The sequence below is a fragment of the Dehalobacter restrictus DSM 9455 genome (genome assembly GCF_000512895.1).
Taxonomy (GTDB): domain Bacteria; phylum Bacillota; class Desulfitobacteriia; order Desulfitobacteriales; family Syntrophobotulaceae; genus Dehalobacter; species Dehalobacter restrictus.
Window position 1 is genome coordinate 227,075 of the sequence record NZ_CP007033.1, and the last position, 23,096, is coordinate 250,170.

A 23,096-nucleotide genomic window follows, 5' to 3' on the forward strand; every position below is an offset into this window, starting at 1 on the left:
TCTGGTGACTATACCGGAGGGGTACCACCCGTTCCCATCCCGAACACGGAAGTTAAGACCTCCTGGGGCGACGATACTGCAAGGGAAAATAGCACGTTGCCAGGTAATTAAGAACAGAGCATCTATTTTGGTGCTCTGTTTCTTATTTGGTTTCCATGCGATTGGTGGACAATAGGGGTATTCTTAATTAAGAACGGATAGTGACTGAGGTGCCAGTGGGGATAATTCTAGCGAGCTCTAAGACATCTTTATTAAGCATGCGGATACAGCCTTTAGAAACTTGTCTGCCAATTGACTGAGGATTATTTGTACCATGGATTCCATATCCAGGGATGCTGAGTCCAAGCCACATCACACCAAATACGCCTCCGGGATTTGGTACTTTACTAATGATTTCATAAGATCCGATTGGAGTAGGTGTCGCTGTTTTTCCGATGCCAATCGGATAGTTCCTGATAATTTGACTGTCTTTGGACACATAAAGCTGACGTTTATTTAAAGAAAGCATAATCGAATACATGTTAATCACCTCAGTTTATACTATTTGCCAGGTCTTTGTTTGGTTAAAAATTTAATAAAATATATGGACTAATTTCAAAAAAAGCAGTATGGAATATAATGGTAATACAAAATCTAAATCTACTTTGTTTAAAAAATTTATACGAGGAGGTAACAAAAAATGCACCTTTTTGGAAAAGGCTTTTATTCGTATGCATGTACGTGTTATTATCCAGTGATTTGCTTTCCGACTATGCCCTGCTGTAATGTTCCTTATCAGCAAAAGACAGTACAATACCGACAAACAGAGCAATATCAACAGACCCGATTTACTGGTGGCAAAGGTTAATTAAGAAATGAGGACAGAGCATCAATGGGTGCTCTGTTTCTTATGTGCAGAGGGGGTTTTATATGCACAATTGGATGGAGAAAAATGAAGATCGTCCATCACATGAAGATCATCTATCCACTTGACAAATCATTCTGAATACATTAGTATATTGAAAATAACCTATATGCTCAAACACGATGAGAGGAAAATCTGATTTAAATGTTGTTCAGAGAGCTGATGGCCGGTGCGAGTCAGCCAACATGCGATGAGATTCCATCCTGGAGTGGCCGATGACGAATTGTGACGGGTTCCGCCCGATAACGCGGATATAAGTTGGCCGATTTGGCAACATGGGTGGCAACGCGGGAATACCTCTCGTCCCTAATTTTGGGATTAGAGGTTTTATTTATATATTTCTGCAGATGAAAACGTTGTCACTTAATGAAGAAATACTGGCTAAAACTTGGGTGGCACCGCGGAATATCCGCCCCAACACTGGGGGTGGATTTTGCTTTTTTATAGGGCTATACAAAAGTGAAAGAATACTAATAGGATAATGGAGGAGGAATTTACAATGACAAGAGTATTTAATTTTTCTGCTGGACCGGCAGTATTGCCTGAAGAAGTTCTCAAAGAAGCTGCCGAGGAAATGCTGGATTATGATGTCACGGGGATGTCCGTGATGGAAATGAGCCATCGCTCCAAAGCTTTTGAAAAAATTATTGGTGATGCGGAGCAGGATCTTAGGGATTTGCTGAACATTCCGGATAATTATAAGGTGCTGTTCCTGCAAGGCGGAGCATCACAACAGTTTGCCATGGTCCCGATGAATTTAATGAAGAACAGGGTTGCTGATTACCTGAACACTGGACAATGGGCTAAGAAAGCGATTCAGGAAGGAAAGATCTACGGTAAAATCGACGTCATTGCGTCTTCAGAAGACAAAACCTATACGTATATCCCGGATATGAAGGACCTGAAGATCTCTGAGGACGCTGACTATGTGTACATTTGCCATAACAACACCATCTATGGAACGAGGTTTACAGAACTTCCTGAAACCGGTGACAAAATCCTGGTTGCGGACATGTCGTCGGATTTTCTGTCTGAACCTGTAGATGTAAGCAAATATGGTTTGATCTTTGCAGGTGCTCAAAAAAATGTCGGCCCGGCCGGCGTTGTCGTCGTCATTATTCGGGAGGACCTGATTACGGATGATGTGCTGCCGGGGACGCCTACCATGTTAAAATACAAAACACAGGCAGACAACAAGTCACTTTATAACACACCACCGGCCTATGGCATTTATATTTGCGGCAAAGTATTTAAATGGCTGAAAAAACTGGGCGGACTCGAAGTCATGAAAAAAATCAATGAGGAAAAAGCCGCAATTTTATATGACTATCTTGATTCCAGCAAAATGTTTAAAGGAACAGTCGTTAAGAAAGACCGTTCACTGATGAATGTGCCGTTTGTAACCGGATTAGAAGAGCTGGACAAGAAATTTACCAAAGAAGCCAAAGAGGCCGGCTTGGTAAATTTAGAAGGTCATCGCTCAGTCGGCGGAATGAGAGCGAGCATTTACAATGCGATGCCCATGGAAGGCGTGAAAGCGTTAATCGCATTTATGAAAAAATTTGAAGAAGGAAACATCTAGAAAGTAATTCTTCATACCATCAGAGTAAAGGAGTATCTATATGTTTAAAATCAATTGTTTAAATCCGATTGCCAAGATTGGGCTGGACAATTTCTCGGAAGAATATGCTATTACGGATAACTATGAAGAGGCGGATGCCGTTCTGGTCAGAAGTGCCAGTGTTCATGAACTGGACCTGCCGGATTCTCTGCAGGCAATTGCCCGGGCCGGAGCAGGAGTGAACAATATACCGATTGATAAATGCGCTGAAAAAGGGATTGTTGTTTTTAATACACCGGGGGCTAATGCCAATGGTGTTAAGGAATTGGTACTGACCGGACTGTTTCTGGCATCCCGTGACATTATCGGCGGCGTAAATTGGGTGAATTCTGTTAAAGATGATCCGGATGTTGCTAAACTTGTTGAGAAAAATAAGGCCAAGTATGCAGGTATTGAAATCAGCGGCAAGAAACTGGGTGTAATCGGGCTTGGGGCGATTGGGGTTCTCGTAGCAAATGCGGCGATGAAACTTGGCATGGAAGTATACGGGTATGATCCGTTCATTTCTGTCCGCTCGGCCTGGCATTTGTCTAAATATATCAAGCCCAGCAAATCCTTGGCGGAGATTTATAAAGAATGTGATTTCATCAGCATCCATGTACCCTTGTCCGATGCAACTCAGGGGATGCTGAATGAAGAAGCCTTCAAAATGATGAAAAACGGCGTCCGCATTCTAAATTTCTCGCGCGATTCTTTAGTCAATGAAGAAGATATGATTGCAGCACTAAAAGTTGGCAAGGTATTCAAATATGTTACCGACTTTCCTACTCCTAAAATGGCGCCTCTGAATGAAGTCGTTGCTATTCCGCACCTGGGAGCTTCCACCTGTGAATCAGAGGATAATTGTGCGGTGATGGCTGTCAGCCAGCTCATGGATTATCTTGAAAACGGCACGATCAGAAATTCCGTGAACTATCCGGACTGTGACAACGGTTATCCTGATAATGCCGGCCGTCTCGCGATTCATCACAAAAATATCCCGAATATGATTGGTCAGTTCACTTCGGCCCTAGCTCAGGAGAATATCAATATCTCTGATATGATTAATAAGAGCAAAGGCCAGTATGCCTATACCTTGGTTGATATTGAGATACCATCCACACCGGAAATAAAGCAGAAAATTAAAGCGATTGAAGGAGTCTACAGAGTCAGGATTGTAAAATAATGAAAATTGATATCATTGGTAATGGGAGGGTTCGATTTGGCTACAATCAGACCGTTTAAAGCGCTGCGGCCGAGGGAAGAACTTGCTGCGAAAGTCGCAGCACTTCCTTATGATGTCTATAACCGCGAAGAAGCATTGGCTGAAGTAAGAAAAGAACCGTTGTCGTTTTTGCAGATTGACCGGGCAGAGACCCAGTTCACTCCTGAGGTCAGTCCTTATGATATCCGGGTCTATGAGAGAGCGAGAGACAGTCTGCAGGAAATGATCCAAAATGGCGTTTTTGTCAGGGAGGATAGACCCTGCTATTATGTGTATGAACTGGTGATGGATGGCCGTTCCCAGACGGGTTTGGTCGGATGTGCCGCGATGGATGATTACCTGAACAATGTTATCAAAAAACATGAAAAAACCAGAGAAGATAAGGAAATTGACAGAATTAATCATGTCGACATTTGCAAGGCTCAGACCGGCCCGATTTTTTTGGCTTATCGGTCTCAACAGGGAATCAATGAGGTTGTCAGCCGAATTAAACAAGAAAGCCCCCTCTATGATTTCACTGCTCCGGACGGAATTAGACATACCGTTTGGAAAATAGATGGGGATCATGATTTGGCTGCGATCTATTTCGGATTTCAAAATACCCGAAGCATCTATATTGCGGATGGACACCACAGAGCTGCTTCGGCGGTGAAAGTAGGCTTGCGCAGAAGAGACGCCCATCCCGGTTTTACCGGAGAGGAAGAATTCAACTATTTTCTTTCTGTCCTTTTCCCGCACGATCAATTGATGATCCTGGATTACAATAGAGTAGTCAAAGATCTTAACGGTTATCAGAAAGATGCCCTGCTGAAAGAAATAGAAAAAGCATTTATTGTAACCAAAACGGGTGCTGAACCCTATAAGCCTCAGAAAAAAGCTGTCTTTGGTATGTATCTGGAAGAATCATGGTATAAACTGGAGGCCAGGGCTGAGATCCTTTCCGATGATCCTGTGGAAGGCTTGGACGTTTCACTGCTGCAAAATCATCTCTTAACACCGATCCTGGATATCAAAGATGTCAGAACGGATAAACGAATCGATTTTGTCGGTGGGATACGCGGCCTGAAGGAACTGGAAAAGCGGGTGGCCAGTGATATGAAACTTGCTTTTTCGATGTATCCGACATCGATTGATGAACTTTTTGCGGTATCTGATGCAGATAAGCTTATGCCGCCCAAATCTACCTGGTTTGAACCCAAACTGAGAAGCGGACTGCTTATTCACGAACTGGAATAGGGTTGACTTGCAACCCGGTATAGTACTATACCGGGTTAGCATCTAGTCTGCCGTTAAAAATATTTTTGAGCCATACACATAGGATGATAGTTTTTGTTTCATGATAAAGTCAGATGATATTTTAATGGTTAATGAGGCGGAGCGGTTGTTTATTCTATGAGTGAAAGCATGCGTGATCGGAGGTAACTATGTCAATTAATGTTACGGATGAATTTCTTAAGCTTGTTTCCATTGACAGTCCGTCCAAAAAAGAAGGGAAACTCGCAGGCTATCTAAAACGAAGGTTGAAAGAGCTCGGTGCTGATGTCTATGAGGACCATTCCGCCGCCAAAACAGGGAGTGATACGGGCAATCTGATCGCAGTACTGCAGGGCAACAGTGAGGGTGCACCGGTGATCATGCTTGCAGCTCATATGGATACGGTAGCATCCACTGAAGGAATGACACCCCGGATTGAGGAAGGGGTCATTTACAGCGATGGACAAACCATCCTTGGGGCGGATGATAAAGCTGGAATAGCCGTAATACTCGCAGTACTGAGCAGGCTTCAGGAAGACAAGCATATCCTGCATAGTCCGGTTGAAGTTGTTCTGACAGTCCAGGAAGAAATTGGTCTTTATGGTATAAAAAATCTTGATTATGCCCTTAAAGCTGACTTCGGCTATGTCTTGGATGGTGACGGCCCTGTGGGTACCGTAGTCCACGCAGCACCTTCTCATATCACGCTTGATCTGGTTGTTCAGGGTAAAGCTGCACATGCGGGCCTGGCGCCTGAAACGGGCGTGAATGCAATTGTTGTTGCGTCCAAAGCCATTGCAGACTTGAAATCAGGAAGGATAGACCAGGAAACAACGAGTAATTTCGGGATCATTACCGGTGGCACAGCACGCAATGTGGTTGCTGAAAAGGTACAAATCACGGCAGAGGTACGAAGTCATGATCAAGCGAAACTTGAAATTGAAACCGATAAAATTCTTGAAAAATTTGAAACTGTTGCAGCCAAGAACCAGGCAAATTTCAGCTATACGAAGGAACTCGCCTATGAAGCGTTTAGCATAGATCCTGCACATCCGGCTGTTCAAAATTTACTGGAGGCAGGGAAGACACTCGGCATTCACACGGAATTAACTTCGACTGGCGGAGGACTTGATGCCAATATTCTAAATTCCCGCGGCATACCGTGTCTGGCACTGGGCCTTGGGAATCATAACCCGCATACGCGCGAAGAATATGTCGAAATTGACCAGATGGAAAAATCCGTCGAATTCGTACTTGAGGCTTTGTCTTATTCATAGGATATACTGAGGTGACGACAAATGTGGGAACGTATTCGTCGTGAACTTTTAGTGGAATACTATTGGTGGAAAAGGCAGAAATTAAATAAAAGACGTTTGGATAGTCCAATTGGTCTTCTGGGAATACTGTTAATAACCGTCGGAATTATTCTGATGGTGATCATCGGGCAGGGTATTGGGGCACTGTTCCGTAATATGATACCTTTCGTAAGCGGGACACAGGTTGCCGGTACCTACTGGTCTTCCGTTTTTTTGGCCTTAAAGATCAGCCTGCTGTTAATCGTAATGATGATTGGTTTTGCCGGCATCATCATCTATAAATTATTCGGACGTAAAAAATGAAGAGTTCCGTCGATAATTGACTCCCAAGAAAAAAATGTTTGAATATAAACATTTGTGTATGTTTGTTGCCTTAAAAGAATAATAAAATAGATTCTTAAGATATTGTACAAGTCTTATTGCAGGCAGCAGTAATATCTGCTAAAATTGATAAATTGAGGGGGGGTAAGATTTTTGGATAGTTTTTCCAATATTGTGCAAGAAATTTTTAACGTTACTATGATTTCTCTACAAGTCATCATTATTTTTGTGACTTTGTATTATTTTATTTTATCGATTCTGGGGATGCGTCGGAAACCTGAAGATGATGAATTTGAACCCAAGAATAGATTTGCGATTGTCGTTGCCGCCCATAATGAGCAAAGGGTAATCGCGCCGTTGATTAACAACCTTAAAAATCTGGATTATCCGAGAGAACTTTTTGACATCTTTGTTGTAGCCGATAATTGCACGGATAACACTGCTTACCTGGCAAAAAAAGCTGGAGCCTATGTGTACAAGCGTTTTGATGAGACAAAACGCGGAAAAGGCTATGCCTTGGAATACTTATTTTCGAAGATTTTTGCTTTAGACCATACGTATGATGCTTTTGTTTTGTTTGATGCCGATAATCTCGTCAAGGGTAACTTCCTCAGAGAGATGAATAAAAAGCTCTGCCAGGGAGATCAAATCATTCAGGGCTATGTGGATTCCAAGAACCCTTATGATACATGGGTTACCACTTCATTTTCAATTGCATTTTGGATGATGAACAGGCTGGTTCAGCTGGCCAGGTTCAATTTCGGAGTTTCCAATACCCTGGCCGGTACAGGGATGTGTATTTCCTACGATGTACTTAAGAAATTTGGCTGGGGAGCTCATTCTTTGGTTGAAGATCTTGAGTTTACGATGAAAGCCCTGGTATATGGGATAAAAACCAGCTGGGCGCATGACGCGGTCGTCTATGACGAAAAGCCGCTTAGCTTTGTACAGTCCTGTCATCAAAGGAAACGCTGGGCTCAGGGGCAGGTTGACGTTGCCTGCAGATATTTGCCTATTCTTCTTGTAAAAGGATTCCGCGAGAAAAAGTGGCTGTATTTTGATGCAGCGATGCATCTCTTTCAGCCGTTCTTCCTGATTATTTCGGCTTCGTTTATTTTGATGCAGGTGTTATTCTTTCTGCGCCCTTATTATGTCAACTTGTTTATTGACTATATTCCTGCAGGTGTCTGGCAGGTTCTTTCCGGAAGTGTTGTTGTTTTTGCCATATTGTCCCTGTACTTGGACAAAAAGCCAACAAAGGCCTATTTTGGCTTGATTCTGTATCCGATCTTTATGTACAGCTGGATACCGATCATTATTGCCGGGTTTATTCATCGCAACAAGAAAGAGTGGTCGCATACGCTACATACCCGCTCGATTAATTATGAGGAAATTCGTGCGGAAGAAAAAGTATCGACCAGCTGAATAACCTCAACGGTAAAGAATACAGAAGACCCGGCTTTGACCGGGTCTTTTCGCGTGCTGTGGAATAACAATCCACCAAAAAATGTCTTGTTTTTACGCAAAAAATCCTTTGACACACCATCGATATTTGTGTATACTATAATTCGTCACAGCAAGCCTGGGTGATTAGCTCAGCTGGGAGAGCGCCTGCCTTACAAGCAGGATGTCGGCAGTTCGATCCTGTCATCGCCCACCAAACTCGAAGTTCGAAGTTCGAGGCGCGAAGTTCGAAAAAGCATATTAAGATATTGCTTGAAGAGCGGAAGGTACGAACTGAACATCGGGAAACTTACTGTAGAGGAATACGAAGGTTCGAATATCGAACGTCGTGCCTCGAATATCGAATTGGCCCCGTAGCTTAGTGGTTTAAAGCGCCTGCCTGTCACGCAGGAGATCGTCGGTTCAAATCCGATCGGGGTCGCCATACGCGATATTCGAAGTTCGTGGTTCAAAAGGTGGAAGTTAAATTCCATAGCGAATAGTCACCACGGTACTTCAACTATTGCGGATTAGATACCGCAAGAGGCATACACAAGTTCAAACATCGAATATCGTGCCTCGAACATCGATTATGCCTCGGTAGCTCAGTCGGTAGAGCAGAGGACTGAAAATCCTCGTGTCGGCGGTTCGATTCCGTCCTGAGGCACCATGATCATGCGGGTGTAACTCAGTGGTAGAGTGTCACCTTGCCAAGGTGAAAGTCGCGAGTTCGAATCTCGTCACCCGCTCCAATAGTAAACTTAAGGCGGCATAGCCAAGTGGTAAGGCAGAGGTCTGCAAAACCTTTATCCCCCAGTTCAAATCTGGGTGCCGCCTCCAAACGCCGAAGTGGCGGAACTGGCAGACGCACGGGACTTAAAATCCCGCGAGGTTTACCCCTCGTACCGGTTCGATTCCGGTCTTCGGCACCAATTTTGGGTTTGTAGCTCAGCTGGTTAGAGTACTGCGTTGACATCGCAGGGGTCGGAGGTTCGAGTCCTCTCAAACCCACCAAAATTCGTCTAAAAACCCGCTATTCATGCGGGTTTTATGATTTGCAAGGCAGGGATTTCCCTGTTTTTTTATATGGATTTGAAAAAAGCAAAAAAAGAAGGGATTATCCCCCCATTGCCTCCACTAATTTCCTTGTTCCCACCATATTGATGGCCCTTTTCAAATTATAAGCAAGAAAACTAAGCCCCAGCTCGCCTGTGGCTTTCTCTATGCCCTTACACAACAGATAGTGAGCGCCATGGTACCATTTAACCGTGCCAAAAGAATGTTCAGACAGACATAAGCGGAGCTTTTGGGGCGGGATATCGTCACGAAATCTGTGCCTGAAAGATAATAATTTGCATTGTTTTTCTTTAAAAATACACTCTAATATGACATAATATAGAGTGTAAATGTACAACAAGGGGTGGCACATGATGAAAACTATTGACAAAATTAAAGAGATTCTCAAACAAAACAATGGCATTATTACTGCCTCACAGGTTACTGATGCCAATATTTCAAGGCATTATCTTAAGAAAATGCTGGACATAGGGGCCTTGGCAAAGGTTGACCGGGGGATTTATATCAAGCCGAAAATGTGGGAAGATAAAATGTATATCTTGCAGTACAAGTATAGCCGTGGCATCTTTTCCCACGAAACGGCCTTATATATTCATGGTCTGACGGACAGGATACCCCAGAAATATACCATGACGTTTCCCTATGGATATCATACGCACTCTCTGAAAGAAGAAAATGTAATCATAAAAAAATCCGTTAAGGATCTGTACGAGCTCGGGTTGACCAAGGGCGTTTCGCCCTGCGGCAATCCCATACGCCTGTACGACGTGGAACGAACGCTGTGCGATATTGTTAAAGGCAATAACACCTGTGATATTCAGATTGTGAATCAGGCCATGAAGCAGTATGCCAAGATGCCGGGAAACAATATCCCGCTGCTTTTTGACTATGCGGAGAAAGTACGGGTAAAGCCTAAAATACTGAACTATATGGAGGTGCTGCTGTGAGAACGAACAATCCAATGCAGTTAAAAGCCTATATAAGATGGCTGCTGAGAAAAACATTTCCGCCCAGCTTGTAATGCAGAACTACATGCTGGAAAGGCTGTTGGAACGTATTTCTCTATCCAAGTATCACCCGAATCTGATTTTGAAAGGCGGTTTTTTGATCTCGGCCATTGTCGGACTGGATACAAGGGCAACGATGGATTTGGATACCACAATCAAAGGCTTTGACGTGAAAAGTAGAACTGTATTATCAAACTATAAAGCAGTAATGGAAAACATTGCTTCAAGCGAACAACTGAAAGGCTTCTGGGAAAAATACCAATCAAATTTTGATTATGCACGTGACGTTGATTTTGCTGATGCCTGCCAAACGATCAGCCAAATTTTCCAAGAAATCGGTTTTTAAGAAACAAAAAAACTTTATCTGATTAAGATTTTGAGTTTGTTTGTGCTATAATACAGTTCAAATGTCAACGATTTTTAAAAAAAATCATATTGACAGTAAAAGGTATAGTAATCCTCCGTTTAAGCAATGCTCCGGATGCAGGTTCTGGGACGAAAGGAAATGTATCGGAGGTTGTTTAGGCTATAATATCAAGGGAAAATCATCTACCTGCTGTGCCGGATAGCTTTCCTCAAGGTGATTGTATAGAAAATTCTTCCATTTACGTTTTCCAAAAATTCAAAGATATTTATTTTATAACAACGTTTTTATATGACTTCCGGTTGTCTGAAATTCTATGGACATAGCAAAAATAATGGCGTATAATTCAAAATACAAATATTTGAGTCAAGAAAGACTCTATTAACTTATTACAAATAAGTGTCGATAAACTAAACATCTAATGATAATTAGCCATGAAGGTTGAAAAATCCGCAGGAGCGGGCAGTCAGCATTCGTGGTTTTTATTTTTATGAAGTATAAAGTGCAAATCAAATATTGCAAACGCAGACTAAAGGAAGTGAACGCATTGGTAAAGATATGTATTTTTTGTTGCTCAAAAGTTACCCAAAAACTGGGGTGTTCCAGTACCCAATGTCTCTGTGCACTGTTTCTCGAATCTGTAGGCAAGATATTTCCAGAAGAAGAAAACCTTGTGCTAGAGAATATCTTTGGTGAAAGGAAAATTGTTAAGGCGAAAATCAAAGGAATTGAACTGGTAGATCAGAGAATCGTGCTGAAAAAATAGGTTGAAAATTTTTTTTAATATAGACATGTAATTTAATATATCTTATAATTTGACTATCAAAAATGAGTAATGAAGACTCATAGGATATTTAGATCCAAAAAAACAAACGAAAGATATGGATTAGAGTAAGCCACGAAGGCTGAGAAACATCCGCAGGAGCGGAGGTTCAGCTTCGTGGTTTTCTATTTTTGCAAATTCCGTATTTTAGTAACAAGAAAACAATGAGAATTTTAATCCCCCCCTAGCGGATTGTAGAATATGGGAAACCCTGATATTCTGATTTTTAACTGAGGTGATAAAAATGAATATTGAAGAAATCCGCGAAAGATGGAACCTGAAAGAACAAAACAAAAAAGCCAGCGTAGATATGTGGAATTCAATGGCCGGAAGCTTCGGTGAAAATGTTCGCCCTGGTTTTGAGGAAGATGCGTTTTTGAAGCTGCTGCTAAACAAGAATATGCTGAATCCGGAGGGACTGATCCTGGATATCGGCTGCGGCGCGGGCAAATATGCGTTGGCCTTAGCCGGGAGATGCAGCCAGGTAACTGGTGTTGACCTGTCTCCCCAAATGATTGCGATTGCCGAACAAAAAAAGAAAGAATATAAAATCGACAACGCTGCTTTTTATTGTGAGGATTGGCATAACCTGGATCTTGTGCAGGCCGGGTGGCAACACAAATTCGACCTCGTGTTTGCCCATATGACGCCGGCCGTTCAAAGTGCGGATACTTTTGAAAAGCTGAGTGCCGCGTCGAAAGGCTGGTGTATACTCTCCAAGCCGATTCGGCGAACCGATCCGGTGTCTGATGTCGTTAAAGCGCTGGCTGGAATTAAGGAGAAGCGGGAAAGCAGTGACGAAGAGCTGGTATTCGCGTTTGAACTTCTTTGGCGTCAGGGGTATCTTCCGGAACTGCAATACGAGAAGCAGGTCTGGAAAATGAAGAAAACGTTGGAGCAAGCAAAAGGGTTGTATATCAACCGGATAAAAACCTACCGCGATATTTCCTCTGCAGAGGAAAAAGAAATCGAAACCTATTTGGGATCTCTGGCCAAGGACGGTTTTGTTTATGAAGAGGTTGATACAACCGTTGCAACAATGGTTTGGCAAGTTTAATGAAATACCGAATCGATAATAGCAAGCAAGGAGGAACTAAAATGTGTGTAAAACCTACTGAATGGGAAAAGGCGGTGGAATTCCATGGACATCAGTGTCCGGGACTGGCTATCGGCTATAAAGCGGCAGTCACGGCTCGGGAAAAGATGGGCGTGCGCTTTTCTGTGGATGAAGAAATTGTCTGTGTTACCGAAAACGATGCCTGCGGCGTCGATGCGATCCAGGTCATGACCGGCTGCAGCATGGGAAAAGGGAATCTGATCTATAGGGGAACCGGTAAAATGGCGTTCAGTTTTTTTAACCGGAGAAACGGGGAAAGCCTGCGATTAATTCTAAAGCCGTTTGAAGGGGAAATGAACAGGGAAGAGCGTCAGGCATATATCCTGAACGCCCAGGCAGAAGAAATTTTTCAGATGATGAAACCAAGTTATGAATTGCCTGAAACGGCAAGGCTCTTTACCTCAGTAGTTTGTGAAGTCTGCGGAGAAAACGCGCCGGAACATAAAATCAGATTGCAGGACGGCAAAAAAGTCTGCCTGGACTGTTTCAAAGATTACGGCAGGGGCTGGTAGAGATATAACGGTAGAAAAAAATTAAAAGGAACAAGACTTAATGAAGCATAAACAAACTGATGCGGGTAATTTACAAGAAAAGGATATTTATCACCAATATACGCATAAGAAAAAAATAGTGATTTTGGTGCTGGCTTTTTTAATTGTCTTGTTAGCTATAGCCGCGGTCAACGCCGGCTCATTTAATCTCAATCCGCTTCAGGTAATTCAATCGCTCCTGGGAAAAGGAAGCGATGCTTCCAGTGTTGTCATCTGGCAAATACGGATGCCCAGGATTCTGGCGGCGATAACTGCCGGCGCCGGGTTGGCGGTGGCCGGATGTGTCATGCAAAATAATCTGAGGAACCCGCTGGCCGCGCCCGATACGCTGGGGGTCTCCCATGCGGCGGCTTTCGGAGCGAATATTGCTATTATTGTTTTAGGTGCCGGCAGTATTTCCAGTACAAGTACGGATGCGGTGACCATCAATAATCCCTATCTGGTTACGCTTTGTGCTTTTGCCTGTTCCATGGCGGCAACGCTGGTGATTCTGCTGTTGGCAGGAATACGGGGGTTTTCGCCCGAAGCCATGATCCTGGCAGGGGTAGCGCTGAATTCCCTGTTTATGGCCGGAACCATTCTGATCCAATATTTTGCCAGTGATGTCCAGGTGGCTGCTGCAGTTTTTTGGACTTTCGGGGATCTGGGAAGGGTTGCCTGGCGGGAAGTATTGATTCTGGCCTGCCTGGTAATTTTCGCCTTTATTTATTTCCTGTTTAAAAGGTGGGACTATAACGCGCTGGACAGCGGAGAAGAAACCGCCAAAAGTCTGGGCGTTCACGTAAAAAGAGTCCGGCAGGGAGGTATGTTTGTTTCGGCGTTAATAGCGTCTGTAGCCGTATCTTTTCTCGGTATTATCGGTTTTGTCGGACTTATCGCGCCTCAGATCATGCGCAGGATTATCGGCGGTGATCACCGCTACCTGATACCGGCTTCCGCTCTGATGGGATCCGTGCTGATGCTTTTTTCTGATACAATCGCCAGAACCATGGTTGCACCGGTGGTTCTTCCGGTCGGGGCTATTACTTCTTTTTTTGGCGCGCCGCTCTTTTTGTACTTGCTGGTGAGGGGGTATCAAAGACGATGATTTTATCCGTCAAAGGATTGGCGTTTCAATATCCGAGCCGGGAGGTATTGCAGGATATTAATTTTACCGTGGCCAAAGGAGATTTTCTGGCTATTCTGGGAGTAAACGGCGCGGGGAAATCCACGCTGCTGAAATGCCTGAATAAAGTGTTAAGCCCTCATGCCGGCACGGTGTTTATCCGGGAGGAAGATACCGGCAAGCTTAGCCGGAGGGAACTGGCCAAAAGAATCGGTTATGTTGCCCAACGCCAGGAAGGTGCCTTCGCCACGGTATTTGATGCTGTTCTTTTAGGAAGAAAACCGTATATTCAATGGGAAGCTTCCCAAAAAGATCTGGAAATCACCCGTAAGGCTTTAAAATCGCTGGATCTGGAAGGATATGCCTTGCGTTACCTGAATGAACTCAGCGGAGGAGAACAGCAAAAAGTTGTCATTGCCAGGGCCTTGGCGCAAGAACCGGAACTTCTTTTGCTGGACGAACCGACCAGCAGCTTGGATTTGAAAAACCAGTTTGAGGTCGCCAAAATTGTCCGGAATGTTGTCCAAGACAACCAAATGTGCGCGGTGGTCACGATGCATGACTTGAATCTGGCGATCCGATATGCCAATAAGTTCCTCCTGCTGAAAAACGGCGTTATTTTTGCAGCCGGAGGTCTTGAAGTGATGACGCCCGAAAATATTGAAAGTGTTTATGCTGTACCGGTCAAAATCAAAGAAATCGAGGATATTCCGGTTGTGGTGCCGGTTTAAATATTCCGACCCAATGAGAGTATCAGGACAAAAAATTAAACTGAAGGAAAATATGAATTGGAGGGTAAAAATGAAAAGAAAGTTTATCTCACAAAGACAATTAATCGCCCTGACCCTGGCGGCGTTATTCTGTCTGACATTTTTGTTCAGCGGGTGTTCCGCCCAATCTTCCCAGAATGCTTCTGCGAAAATCACTGTGACGGATACGCTGGGAAGACAAGTTGAAATCAACGGAACAGCTAAAAAAGTGGTTGCGATCGGTCCAGGAGCCTTAAGGCTTTGCTGCTATTTCGAGAATACGGATATATTTGCGGGTATTGAGCAAATGGAAATCGACAGTCCGACAGGAAGACCATACCTTTACGCCAATCCGTCGCTGGCGAAGCTTCCGGTTATTGGGCCGGGAGGACCCAATAACGCTCCGAATCCGGAACAAATCCTTGCCGTAAAACCGGATGTTATTTTTACAACTTACGCAGCGGATCAAGCCACTGCCGATAACTTGCAGTCCAAAACCGGTATTCCGGTTGTGGCGTTAAGCTATGGCCAAACATCAACTTTTGATCCCAAGGTCGATGTTTCCCTGACACTTATCGGCAAAATTATCGGCATGGATAAAAGGGCTCAGGAATTAGTCGGCCTGATGGCCCAATACAAGACGGATCTGGATACCAGGACAAAAGATGTGGCTGACACTCAGAAACCATCCGCTTATGTCGGCGGCTTAGGAATGAAAGGCGTCCACGGCATAGAGAGTACGCAGGGCAATTACTCGCTCTTTAATGCCGTCCATGCCAAGAATGTAGTTGATGAAACGGGCAAAACAGGTTCTTTGATGATTGATAAAGAAAAACTGATCAGTTGGAACCCGGATAAGATTTTTCTTGATGGAGCCGGATACCCTTCCGTACTTGAAGACTATAAGAAAAACCCTAAGTTCTATCAAAGTTTGTCTGCAGTAAAGAACGGGGAACTCTATGCCCTGCTTCCGTATAATTACTATACGACCAATATTGATACATCAATCGCTGATGCTTATTATATCGGTAAAGTCCTTTATCCGGAGCAGTTTAAGGATATTGATCCGGAGAAAAAAGCGGCTGAAATTTATCAGGCGCTTTTAGGAAAAGATGCTTATGCCCAGATGGCTAAGGATTTTGGCGGGTTTAGGAAGCTTGAGCTGAAGTAAAACGCTTTTTATCAGTCAATCGTTAGCTTTTAAAAATTAAAACCCATCAGGCTGAAAAACACACCTGATGGGTTACTTCTAATCATTATAGTAAAGAGGTGTTTCATGTGATACTGGAACCGCGTAAAAGAGAACAGATTATGCCGTTACCGGTCGCCCTTATTTCGACAATGAGCAAAGACGGTGTGCGTAATATTGCTCCCTGGTCAAATATTACCCCAATCCTAAGACCCTATGAGGAAATCGTTTTGGCTTCCTGGATAAAGAGAGATACATTAATCAATATCCGACAAACCGGAGAATTTGTCATCAATATCCCTCCGGCTAATCTGGCTGATGCGGTGATGGTTTGTTCCAAAAATTATTCTCCGGAAGTTGATGAGTTTCTGAAAGCCGGTTTAACACCGTTCCCGTCCAAACAGATCAAAGTTCCGGGAATTGAAGGGTGTTTGGCCTGGGCGGAATGCAAGCTGGTTGAAGAAATACTCAGGGAAAAGTATTCGTTGGTGATTGGTCAAGTTGTTCACCTGGAGGTAAATGCGTCCTTTTTCAATGAGGACGGAGACATGGATTTTGAACGTGCTCGGCCGCTTTCAGTGATGTTGGGTAATGAACAAATGTGGTTTACGAGGCCGGTTTTTACCGGAAGGAAAGCAGACTATGCCGAGATGTTTGATAAATGAGCAAAATAGTTGAATAGAACTATCGTCCTTCAATATCAAGGAGGTTAGCGTGAAAATTACAGTCTTATATGTCAGTGTTACCGGCAATACGGAAAAAATGGCGGGTTATATTCAGCAAGGAATTGAAGAGGTCGGTTGTATAGAAGTAAAGCTGATGAATCTGGTGCAGGAAGATACTGTCGATTATGAATTTGTTGAGGACAGCCAGGCGGTTATTATCGGGACCCCGGCCTATGCGGCAGACTTGAGCTGGCAGTTGAAAAAGTGGTTTGATACGGATTGGAATTGCAGTTTGGCAGGGAAACTCGGCGCGGCTTTTGCCACGGCAAATTGCCTGCATGGTGGGGCAGACCGGGCGATTTCTAGTGTTTTGAGTCATATGCTGGTCAAGGGTATGCTGGTATACTCATCCGGGATGGGCTGCGGCAGACCGTTCATTCATTTGGGACCTGTAGCGTTAAGAGACGATCTGGAGGGGAAAGAAGATCTATTTCAGTTGTTTGGAAGACGGGTTGCGGAAAAAGCAGTGGAATTATTTCACTAAAGTCGTATTTGAGATGCGTCATAGGCAATTTCCCCTGTTTCATATATTGCTAGTAAATAAAATACTAATAGAGTGTTTTGTTTTCGAATTTTTCACTTTCGCCGACATAAATTTAAGTAATTTCTCTTTTTCCAACATGTTTATCCTCCAGGCTTAAATAAGGCGGGCAAGGCCCATACCAAGAAACACTCCCAGAAAACCAATAATAATACTAACCAATGTATAAATGCCCGCAGTTAAAATATTTCCATCTTTCAACAGCATGATCGTCTCGTAGCCAAAGGTGGAAAATGTGGTAAAAGCCCCTAAAAAACCGACTGTCATAGCTAACCGCATTTCCGGACTTAAGGTAAGTTTGTCCAAAAAGAGGGTATTAAGGAATCCCAATAAAAATGCTCCGGTAATGTTGATCAAAAAGGTATGCAGGGGAAAGTCATGAGTCCATTTGTTGGATATCCAAATTCCCAGACCATAACGGGCAACCGCGCCTAAAGCGCCCCCCATCGCAACTGAAAAGACATTCATCATAATACATTTCTACTCCTCAAAGTAATTCTATATATTCCAATAAAACAATAAAAAACTCCTATCAGACTATACCAATATATAGTCTGATAGGAGCTATCAACCTTAAGGTAAAAGCGGGCTCCATCGCTAAATATAACAAAATTTATTTTAACTTTTGAGGAAAGACAATGCAAGTATTTTATGTGAGTAAAGCAATTACTTTTTGGGAGAGTACTTGATAATTTCAATATCCTCAATGGTAATCAGACCTTCATTGACTGCTTCATCTAAAAACGGCATGATTGTTTCTATATACTCAATGCTGTTCAACAATATCAATCACAATAGGAAGGTCATGGGACAATTCAAGGATTTTAGCGGTCTTGATTCTGGAATTCGCACCGAACCCTTCAATTCCCCGCAAAACGGTAACACCCGCCAGGCCAAGCTCTTTAGCTTTCTTAACAATGGCGTGATATAACAGGGTTCCTTTATATTTACTCGCTTCGCCGATATAAATCCGTAGTCTGCGCGCCTGTCCTGATATCTTAACCATAATAATCCACCCTCCCTAAAATTATTTATTAAATATAATTCAATAATCCGATCTTATTTCCTTTATATTGATTCTATGTAAGAATTCTTTGATTAAAAGTGAAATAGGTTGGGATCAAAAACGTTATGATTAGTTGAAAATCAAACTGTAATAATTCTATAATGAGTATTCTAAATGATCATTGTAAAAAATAGTATTATGATATATTATAGCATTAGTAATGAAAATCAGAATAATTTGCGATGGGGCTCGCATACGCATAAAGCTAATGGCTCCTACCTTTGAGGTAGGAGTTTTTGTTTTTTCGTACCGAATCATTCGTGAGAATACTTTATATTCATTAGGTGTAAGTTAGGGGGAATGAACGTGGAGAATACGTACTGGATTGCGACACAATGGATTCTTTTGGCTTTGGCAGCAAGTATCATATCGATCCGCTTGGGTATGTCGGTGGCTCTTGTGGAAATTCTGGTTGGTATCTTTGGCGGAAACGTCATGCACATCCAGATTACAGATTGGGTCAATTTCTTGGCAAGTGTGGGGGCGGTCATATTGACTTTTTTGGCCGGAGCAGAAATTAACCCGGTGAGCCTCAAAAAGAACTTAAAGCAAAGCATGGCGATTGGAATTCTCTCATTCCTGCTCCCTTTTTTATTTGGCATGATCGTCGCCTTTTATTTCCTGGGATGGGATGTCAATGCCGCAAAAATTACCGGGATCGCTTTATCAACTACATCTGTCGCAGTTGTTTACGCTGTCATGGTAGAAAGTAAACTGAGCGCAACTTCTTTTGGACAATCAATTCTAGCAGCTTGCTTTATTACAGACTTGGGAACAGTCTTAGCCCTGGGATTGTTATTTACAGGTTTTTCCTATAAGATCCTTATCTTTACAGGAGCGCTGGTCTTAGTGATCTTGGTAGGAACGCCCTTGGCCAAACGTGTCTTTAAAATATACAGCGGCAAGGTCAGTGAACCGGAAATAAAGTTCGTGCTTCTAATCCTCTTATTACTGGCATATCTTGCGGTATATTCAGGGAGTGAAGCTGTTCTTCCGGCGTATATCATCGGTCTTGCCATGGCGGGTTTTTTCCTGCAATATAAGGAAACACTGCATAAATTACGCGCCATCGGGTTCGTAGCCTTTACGCCGTTTTACTTTATCAAGGCAGGTTCTCTGGTTTCCGTTAAAGCCCTTATAACGACGTTTTCTCTGATAGCTCTTTTGCTGATCGTAAAGGTTGCAGCTAAATTTATTGGAGTCCTACCGGCGACTATGTTTTTCAAATATGGCAGACGGGATGGTATCTATACCACGCTGCTAATGAGTACCGGCTTAACTTTTGGGACAATTTCAGCCCTCTATGGGTTAACCAATCAGTATATTACCAATTCTCAATATAGCGTGATTGTTTCAGTCGTAATACTAAGTGCTGTTATTCCTACTTTGATAGCTCAAAAATTCTTCTTTCCTCGAAATCTATTAAAAGGAGGACAAAGCGATGGAAATCAATAAGATTCTTGTGGGGTTTGACGGTTCACCCAGCAGCAGGAAGGCACTGGAGTACGCTAAAGAATTAAGCAACAAACTTAATTCATCTGTTACAGTTTTAACTGTAGTCCGATTGCCTGATTTTAGCCAAAGCATGGACGAAGTAGAGGAAACCATTGAAGAAGCGCAAAGAAAAATTGAGCCGCTGCATCAAGAAATTCGAGAAACAGGGCTTAAGGAAGGAATGAAAATTGCAACGGAAATTGTCCACGGGCATCCGGCTGAAAAACTCATTAGTTATGCAAAAGAGAATGGGTTTGACCTAATCATTGTTGGCACAAGAGGCTTGGGAGGGTTTAAAAAACTCGTGATCGGCAGCGTGGCTCAGAAAGTAGTAAGCTATTCTGCCATACCTGTTTTAACTGTTAAAGATGGACGTTAATAAAGGACTGTTCTATTAAATCTCTGCAACGATTTTACCCATGTCGCTTGTGTCATAACCGCCTATATTCGCAAATTCATTTTTAAAAGCTGGAGAACGGATGATATTTAACATTGTTTGAATTTCTGGAGTTTGGAAATTCTCTTTTTTGACAACTAAATCATAGCGTTCTTTTTTCAGTGGAATGAAATCAATATTATCGACCTGTCTCGCGATCTTTTCGTTGCCCACGGCCACATCAGCCTCTCCGCTGCTTACGGCACTGGCAACTGCCAAATGGGACTGGTTTTCTTTCTTATACCCTCTAATTGTGCTTCCGTATATCCCAAGGAGCTTTAAATTCTCATCAAGAAGAACTCTGGAACCAGCCCCAAATTCCCTATTAATCATGGTAATGTCATCCCGGCCAAAATCTGCCCAGGTCGTGATCCCTTTTGGATTTCCTTTGGCCACATATAATCCCTGCATACGGCAGGTAAGGTGAATAATCACTGTGGGAATACCGGGAAGCAGTCTTCTGACATAGGGGACGTTATATTGATCTGTATCACTATCCCACAAATGCGTAGAGGCAACATTGATCTTATTTTTGTATAAGGAAACCAAGCTGTCATAACTCCCTATGTAAGCTCTTAGCGCGTGAATATCATGTAGTCTCATGTAATTGGAAAGAATATCGAGAATCAGATCCTGGCCGCAAATAATAAATCCATCTTGCTTCTTTTCAATGCCTAACAAGCTGAAGGCGCCCAAAGTGCCGGATGGTGAACTCGGGCTGAATGGGCCTTTTTTGGAACGGGATATATAATCCTGCACGTCGTTTTCTGTGAAACGGACTTTTCTTCCTACCTTGTAGGAGACGATTTCGCCTTTTTTAATGAGATCATAGATTGTGCTTTTGCTTACATGAAGCATGTCAGCCACATCTTGGGTTGACAAAGCTTTTTTTTCGCCCATTTTATATCCTCCTATACTTCAGATGGTATGACAATGAGTACCCAAATAATCATTTGAATATATAAACCGTTGACTTTTTGTGTGAAATTGTACTAATATAGATATTAAACGTCATATATACACATCTTTGTCTCAATTCGTATTATATCGTACATTTTTACACGAGGCAAGTACGAATTAATACGAAAAGAGATAAAGAAAAGAGAATGTTATGACTTGCTTATACCTATTGCTGACATCGGAGGTTGATGTCATGAAGATTGTAAAGGCAGGTCCTTAGTATTGGGATGTTTCTCGACATTGATTGGTATCTATGACGTGTTTTCTTAACCATCGCCTAGAACATAGGAATCCAGACAAAAACATTTTACGAATGAAAGAGGAGAAAGATTATGTACAGAAAATTTTTTGCAAGTGTTTTAATACTAATGGTTTTAATGGCTGCACTGACCGGTTGCAATTCGTCAGCTTCTGCGCCAAAAGAGACGACCGATAACACAGCCGTTAAAAAAACAGGTGAAAAGATCACAGTCGCAGCTGCAGCCGATTTGGCCCTTGCCTTTAAAGAAATTGGCGATTTGTACGAACAGACCACAGGAAATGAAGCAGAGATCACTTTCTCCTCCTCGGGAACAGCCAGAGAACAGATTGCCAACGGCGCGCCCTATGATGTCTATGCTTCGGCCAACATCAAGTATGTGGATGACTTAATAGCCCAGGATAAAATTATCGCCGACAGCAAAGAATTATATGCTATTGGCCGGGTAGGCGCGGCAACCCTCGTAAGCAGTCCGCTTCAGATTAAGGAAGCCAGTGATTTATTAAAACCGGAATTTAAGAAAATAGCCATCGCCAATCCGGATCATGCCCCTTATGGTGTTGCTGCCAAGGAAGCTCTGGAATCTATGGGGTTATGGGATAAGCTAAAGGACAAAATGGTTTATGGCAAAGATATTCAGGACGTATTAACGATGGTCAAGACGGGCAATGTTGAAGCAGGTCTTATCTCCTTATCCGTTGTTAACAAAAACGAGGTCAACTTCCTGCTTTTTGATGATAAACTGCATAAACCTTTAAAGCAAGCTATTGCCGTTGTTAAGGGCACGCAACACGAAAAAGCAGCCAGAGAGTTTATCAAGTTTGTGAATGGAGAGCAAGGCAGGGAGATTATGAAAAAATATGGTTTTGTCTTGCCGGGTGAAGTCTAAAGCATGGATAATATTAACCTTTTTCCGCTTTTTTTATCTTTTCGGGTAGCGTTTACAGCAACTTTTATCGGAATTGTTTGCGGCTTGCCCCTGGCCTATTTATTAAGCCGCAGACCGGGAAGATTATCCGATTTTATCGATACGCTGACGAACCTTCCCGTTGTCTTGCCGCCAACAGTGCTGGGCTATTATCTGCTTGTCTTACTGGGCCGTAATTCTTGGCCGGGCAAGTTTTTGGAAGAACAGTTCAATATCATGATTGTATTTACGACGACAGGGGCGGTTATTGCCGCCACTGTCGTTTCCATTCCCTATATGATTAAAGCGTCCAAGGCCGCGCTTTCGGAAATCAACGAGGATTACCTGAATGCGGCCAGGCTCTTGGGAAGAACGGAACTTAATATCTTTGTAACTATCATGGTGCCGATTGCCTGGAGGGGAATTATCTCCGGCATTACCATGTCTTTCGCGAGAGCCTTGGGGGATTTTGGCACAACCCTGATGGTCGCCGGGAGTATCCCCGATAAAACCCTTACCATGCCGATTGCCATTTACGATTCGTTGCAGGCGGGAAACTATAATATGGCCAACTTTCTTGTGCTGATCATGACCAGTGTTGCCGTTGCGGTTTTATATATTGTCAACCGGCTGGAAAAAAAGATGAAGAAGGGGTGAGCGAGG

The 23,096-nt window shown here is 43.0% G+C and carries 24 protein-coding genes, 7 tRNA genes and 1 rRNA gene; 28 read left to right on the top strand and 4 right to left on the bottom strand.

All coding sequences use genetic code 11. The features are described from left to right. Positions 1-105 (top strand): 5S ribosomal RNA (rrf, locus tag DEHRE_RS01095). Between the two features lie 82 nt (positions 106-187). Here rrf and DEHRE_RS01100 read toward each other — a convergent pair. Beyond that, the gene (locus tag DEHRE_RS01100; protein ID WP_019226694.1) at positions 188-520 is read right to left on the bottom strand and encodes a L,D-transpeptidase; all 333 of its coding nucleotides are present in this window, start codon (positions 518-520) and stop codon (positions 188-190) included. 883 nt (positions 521-1,403) lie between these two features. On the opposite strand from DEHRE_RS01100, the gene serC reads away from it, so the two are divergent. The 23 genes from serC to DEHRE_RS01215 all read left to right on the top strand — a co-directional run bounded on the left by serC (position 1,404) and on the right by DEHRE_RS01215 (position 17,254). Further along, positions 1,404-2,486, top strand: coding sequence for a 3-phosphoserine/phosphohydroxythreonine transaminase (serC, locus tag DEHRE_RS01105; protein ID WP_019226695.1), 1,083 nt, complete (start codon positions 1,404-1,406; stop codon positions 2,484-2,486). A gap of 40 nt (positions 2,487-2,526) precedes the next feature. Continuing rightward, on the top strand, positions 2,527-3,690 hold the full coding sequence (locus DEHRE_RS01110) for a phosphoglycerate dehydrogenase (RefSeq protein ID WP_019226696.1): 1,164 nt from the start codon (positions 2,527-2,529) through the stop codon (positions 3,688-3,690). A gap of 36 nt (positions 3,691-3,726) precedes the next feature. After that, on the top strand, positions 3,727-4,965 hold the full coding sequence (locus DEHRE_RS01115; protein WP_019226697.1) for a DUF1015 domain-containing protein: 1,239 nt from the start codon (positions 3,727-3,729) through the stop codon (positions 4,963-4,965). A gap of 188 nt (positions 4,966-5,153) precedes the next feature. Next, positions 5,154-6,260, top strand: a complete 1,107-nt coding sequence (locus tag DEHRE_RS01120) for a M20/M25/M40 family metallo-hydrolase (RefSeq protein WP_019226698.1) — start codon at positions 5,154-5,156, stop codon at positions 6,258-6,260. Positions 6,261-6,281: 21 nt separating this feature from the next. After that, a complete protein-coding gene (locus DEHRE_RS01125) occupies positions 6,282-6,602 on the top strand; it encodes a hypothetical protein (RefSeq protein WP_019226699.1) in 321 nt (106 codons plus the stop codon). A gap of 171 nt (positions 6,603-6,773) precedes the next feature. Then, complete coding sequence (locus DEHRE_RS01130) at positions 6,774-8,045, top strand: glycosyltransferase family 2 protein (protein WP_019226700.1); 1,272 nt, start codon at positions 6,774-6,776, stop codon at positions 8,043-8,045. A 159-nt stretch (positions 8,046-8,204) separates the two neighbouring features. Beyond that, a tRNA-Val gene (locus tag DEHRE_RS01135) sits at positions 8,205-8,280 on the top strand. 151 nt (positions 8,281-8,431) lie between these two features. Then, positions 8,432-8,508, top strand: a tRNA-Asp gene (locus DEHRE_RS01140). A 149-nt stretch (positions 8,509-8,657) separates the two neighbouring features. Next, positions 8,658-8,733: transfer RNA gene (locus tag DEHRE_RS01145), tRNA-Phe, on the top strand. Positions 8,734-8,740: 7 nt separating this feature from the next. Beyond that, positions 8,741-8,815 (top strand) — tRNA-Gly (locus DEHRE_RS01150). Between the two features lie 13 nt (positions 8,816-8,828). After that, positions 8,829-8,903, top strand: a tRNA-Cys gene (locus DEHRE_RS01155). 3 nt (positions 8,904-8,906) lie between these two features. After that, positions 8,907-8,995, top strand: a tRNA-Leu gene (locus tag DEHRE_RS01160). Between the two features lie 5 nt (positions 8,996-9,000). After that, positions 9,001-9,077: transfer RNA gene (locus tag DEHRE_RS01165), tRNA-Val, on the top strand. Positions 9,078-9,490: 413 nt separating this feature from the next. After that, entirely contained in the window at positions 9,491-10,087 is a 597-nt protein-coding gene (locus tag DEHRE_RS01170) for a type IV toxin-antitoxin system AbiEi family antitoxin domain-containing protein (protein ID WP_242837001.1), read from the top strand. 73 nt (positions 10,088-10,160) lie between these two features. Continuing rightward, on the top strand, positions 10,161-10,493 hold the full coding sequence (locus tag DEHRE_RS01175; protein ID WP_242837002.1) for a nucleotidyl transferase AbiEii/AbiGii toxin family protein: 333 nt from the start codon (positions 10,161-10,163) through the stop codon (positions 10,491-10,493). A 691-nt stretch (positions 10,494-11,184) separates the two neighbouring features. Beyond that, the gene (locus DEHRE_RS15515) at positions 11,185-11,277 is read left to right on the top strand and encodes a CooT family nickel-binding protein (RefSeq protein ID WP_345787588.1); all 93 of its coding nucleotides are present in this window, start codon (positions 11,185-11,187) and stop codon (positions 11,275-11,277) included. A 301-nt stretch (positions 11,278-11,578) separates the two neighbouring features. Next, positions 11,579-12,391 (top strand): class I SAM-dependent methyltransferase, encoded by an 813-nt coding sequence (locus tag DEHRE_RS01185; protein WP_025205004.1) that lies wholly within the window; start codon positions 11,579-11,581, stop codon positions 12,389-12,391. Between the two features lie 41 nt (positions 12,392-12,432). Further along, positions 12,433-12,963, top strand: a complete 531-nt coding sequence (locus tag DEHRE_RS01190; protein ID WP_025205005.1) for an FmdE family protein — start codon at positions 12,433-12,435, stop codon at positions 12,961-12,963. 40 nt (positions 12,964-13,003) lie between these two features. Then, positions 13,004-14,089 carry a FecCD family ABC transporter permease gene (locus DEHRE_RS01195; RefSeq protein WP_025205006.1) on the top strand — a complete coding sequence of 362 codons (1,086 nt, stop codon included), beginning with the start codon at positions 13,004-13,006 and terminating at the stop codon, positions 14,087-14,089. Next, positions 14,086-14,838 (top strand): ABC transporter ATP-binding protein, encoded by a 753-nt coding sequence (locus tag DEHRE_RS01200; protein ID WP_025205007.1) that lies wholly within the window; start codon positions 14,086-14,088, stop codon positions 14,836-14,838. The genes DEHRE_RS01195 and DEHRE_RS01200 overlap by 4 nt, the downstream gene beginning before the upstream one ends. 70 nt (positions 14,839-14,908) lie before the next feature. Continuing rightward, positions 14,909-16,027, top strand: coding sequence for an iron ABC transporter substrate-binding protein (locus DEHRE_RS01205; protein ID WP_025205009.1), 1,119 nt, complete (start codon positions 14,909-14,911; stop codon positions 16,025-16,027). Positions 16,028-16,134: 107 nt separating this feature from the next. Further along, positions 16,135-16,710 (top strand): flavin reductase family protein, encoded by a 576-nt coding sequence (locus tag DEHRE_RS01210; protein WP_025205010.1) that lies wholly within the window; start codon positions 16,135-16,137, stop codon positions 16,708-16,710. A 49-nt stretch (positions 16,711-16,759) separates the two neighbouring features. Next, positions 16,760-17,254: a flavodoxin family protein gene (locus DEHRE_RS01215; protein WP_025205012.1), complete on the top strand. Its 495-nt coding sequence runs from the start codon at positions 16,760-16,762 to the stop codon at positions 17,252-17,254. A 153-nt stretch (positions 17,255-17,407) separates the two neighbouring features. On the opposite strand, the gene crcB is transcribed toward DEHRE_RS01215, so the two are convergent. Further along, positions 17,408-17,782 carry a fluoride efflux transporter CrcB gene (gene crcB / locus DEHRE_RS01220; RefSeq protein ID WP_019226704.1) on the bottom strand — a complete coding sequence of 125 codons (375 nt, stop codon included), beginning with the start codon at positions 17,780-17,782 and terminating at the stop codon, positions 17,408-17,410. Positions 17,783-18,077: 295 nt separating this feature from the next. Further along, entirely contained in the window at positions 18,078-18,317 is a 240-nt protein-coding gene (locus DEHRE_RS01225; RefSeq protein WP_345787589.1) for a DUF190 domain-containing protein, read from the bottom strand. 360 nt (positions 18,318-18,677) lie between these two features. Here DEHRE_RS01225 and DEHRE_RS01230 point away from each other — a divergent pair, with 360 nt between their 5' ends. Beyond that, on the top strand, positions 18,678-19,832 hold the full coding sequence (locus DEHRE_RS01230) for a cation:proton antiporter (protein WP_242837003.1): 1,155 nt from the start codon (positions 18,678-18,680) through the stop codon (positions 19,830-19,832). Next, positions 19,819-20,250: a universal stress protein gene (locus tag DEHRE_RS01235; protein ID WP_019226706.1), complete on the top strand. Its 432-nt coding sequence runs from the start codon at positions 19,819-19,821 to the stop codon at positions 20,248-20,250. Before DEHRE_RS01230 ends, DEHRE_RS01235 begins: the two co-directional genes overlap by 14 nt. Before the next feature lie 15 nt (positions 20,251-20,265). Here DEHRE_RS01235 and DEHRE_RS01240 read toward each other — a convergent pair whose 3' ends face one another. Then, positions 20,266-21,207, bottom strand: coding sequence for a helix-turn-helix transcriptional regulator (locus DEHRE_RS01240; protein WP_019226707.1), 942 nt, complete (start codon positions 21,205-21,207; stop codon positions 20,266-20,268). Positions 21,208-21,599: 392 nt separating this feature from the next. Between DEHRE_RS01240 and modA the strand changes: the two genes are divergently transcribed. Then, positions 21,600-22,415, top strand: coding sequence for a molybdate ABC transporter substrate-binding protein (gene modA, locus DEHRE_RS01245; protein ID WP_019226708.1), 816 nt, complete (start codon positions 21,600-21,602; stop codon positions 22,413-22,415). A 3-nt stretch (positions 22,416-22,418) separates the two neighbouring features. Continuing rightward, positions 22,419-23,090: a molybdate ABC transporter permease subunit gene (gene modB / locus DEHRE_RS01250; protein WP_019226709.1), complete on the top strand. Its 672-nt coding sequence runs from the start codon at positions 22,419-22,421 to the stop codon at positions 23,088-23,090. Positions 23,091-23,096: the final 6 nt, after the last annotated feature.

Excerpts from the sequence above, each read along its gene's own strand:
- DEHRE_RS01100 (WP_019226694.1), bottom strand. The coding sequence starts at position 520 with ATGTATTCGATTATGCTTTCTTTAAATAAACGTCAGCTTTATGTGTCC.
- serC (WP_019226695.1), top strand. The coding sequence starts at position 1,404 with ATGACAAGAGTATTTAATTTTTCTGCTGGACCGGCAGTATTGCCTGAA.
- DEHRE_RS01110 (WP_019226696.1), top strand. The coding sequence starts at position 2,527 with ATGTTTAAAATCAATTGTTTAAATCCGATTGCCAAGATTGGGCTGGAC.
- DEHRE_RS01120 (WP_019226698.1), top strand. The coding sequence starts at position 5,154 with ATGTCAATTAATGTTACGGATGAATTTCTTAAGCTTGTTTCCATTGAC.
- DEHRE_RS01125 (WP_019226699.1), top strand. The coding sequence starts at position 6,282 with ATGTGGGAACGTATTCGTCGTGAACTTTTAGTGGAATACTATTGGTGG.
- DEHRE_RS01170 (WP_242837001.1), top strand. The coding sequence starts at position 9,491 with ATGATGAAAACTATTGACAAAATTAAAGAGATTCTCAAACAAAACAAT.
- DEHRE_RS01175 (WP_242837002.1), top strand. The coding sequence starts at position 10,161 with ATGCAGAACTACATGCTGGAAAGGCTGTTGGAACGTATTTCTCTATCC.
- DEHRE_RS01185 (WP_025205004.1), top strand. The coding sequence starts at position 11,579 with ATGAATATTGAAGAAATCCGCGAAAGATGGAACCTGAAAGAACAAAAC.
- DEHRE_RS01190 (WP_025205005.1), top strand. The coding sequence starts at position 12,433 with ATGTGTGTAAAACCTACTGAATGGGAAAAGGCGGTGGAATTCCATGGA.
- DEHRE_RS01195 (WP_025205006.1), top strand. The coding sequence starts at position 13,004 with ATGAAGCATAAACAAACTGATGCGGGTAATTTACAAGAAAAGGATATT.
- DEHRE_RS01200 (WP_025205007.1), top strand. The coding sequence starts at position 14,086 with ATGATTTTATCCGTCAAAGGATTGGCGTTTCAATATCCGAGCCGGGAG.
- DEHRE_RS01205 (WP_025205009.1), top strand. The coding sequence starts at position 14,909 with ATGAAAAGAAAGTTTATCTCACAAAGACAATTAATCGCCCTGACCCTG.
- crcB (WP_019226704.1), bottom strand. The coding sequence starts at position 17,782 with ATGATGAATGTCTTTTCAGTTGCGATGGGGGGCGCTTTAGGCGCGGTT.
- DEHRE_RS01225 (WP_345787589.1), bottom strand. The coding sequence starts at position 18,317 with ATGGTTAAGATATCAGGACAGGCGCGCAGACTACGGATTTATATCGGC.
- DEHRE_RS01230 (WP_242837003.1), top strand. The coding sequence starts at position 18,678 with ATGAACGTGGAGAATACGTACTGGATTGCGACACAATGGATTCTTTTG.
- DEHRE_RS01235 (WP_019226706.1), top strand. The coding sequence starts at position 19,819 with ATGGAAATCAATAAGATTCTTGTGGGGTTTGACGGTTCACCCAGCAGC.
- DEHRE_RS01240 (WP_019226707.1), bottom strand. The coding sequence starts at position 21,207 with ATGGGCGAAAAAAAAGCTTTGTCAACCCAAGATGTGGCTGACATGCTT.
- modA (WP_019226708.1), top strand. The coding sequence starts at position 21,600 with ATGTACAGAAAATTTTTTGCAAGTGTTTTAATACTAATGGTTTTAATG.
- modB (WP_019226709.1), top strand. The coding sequence starts at position 22,419 with ATGGATAATATTAACCTTTTTCCGCTTTTTTTATCTTTTCGGGTAGCG.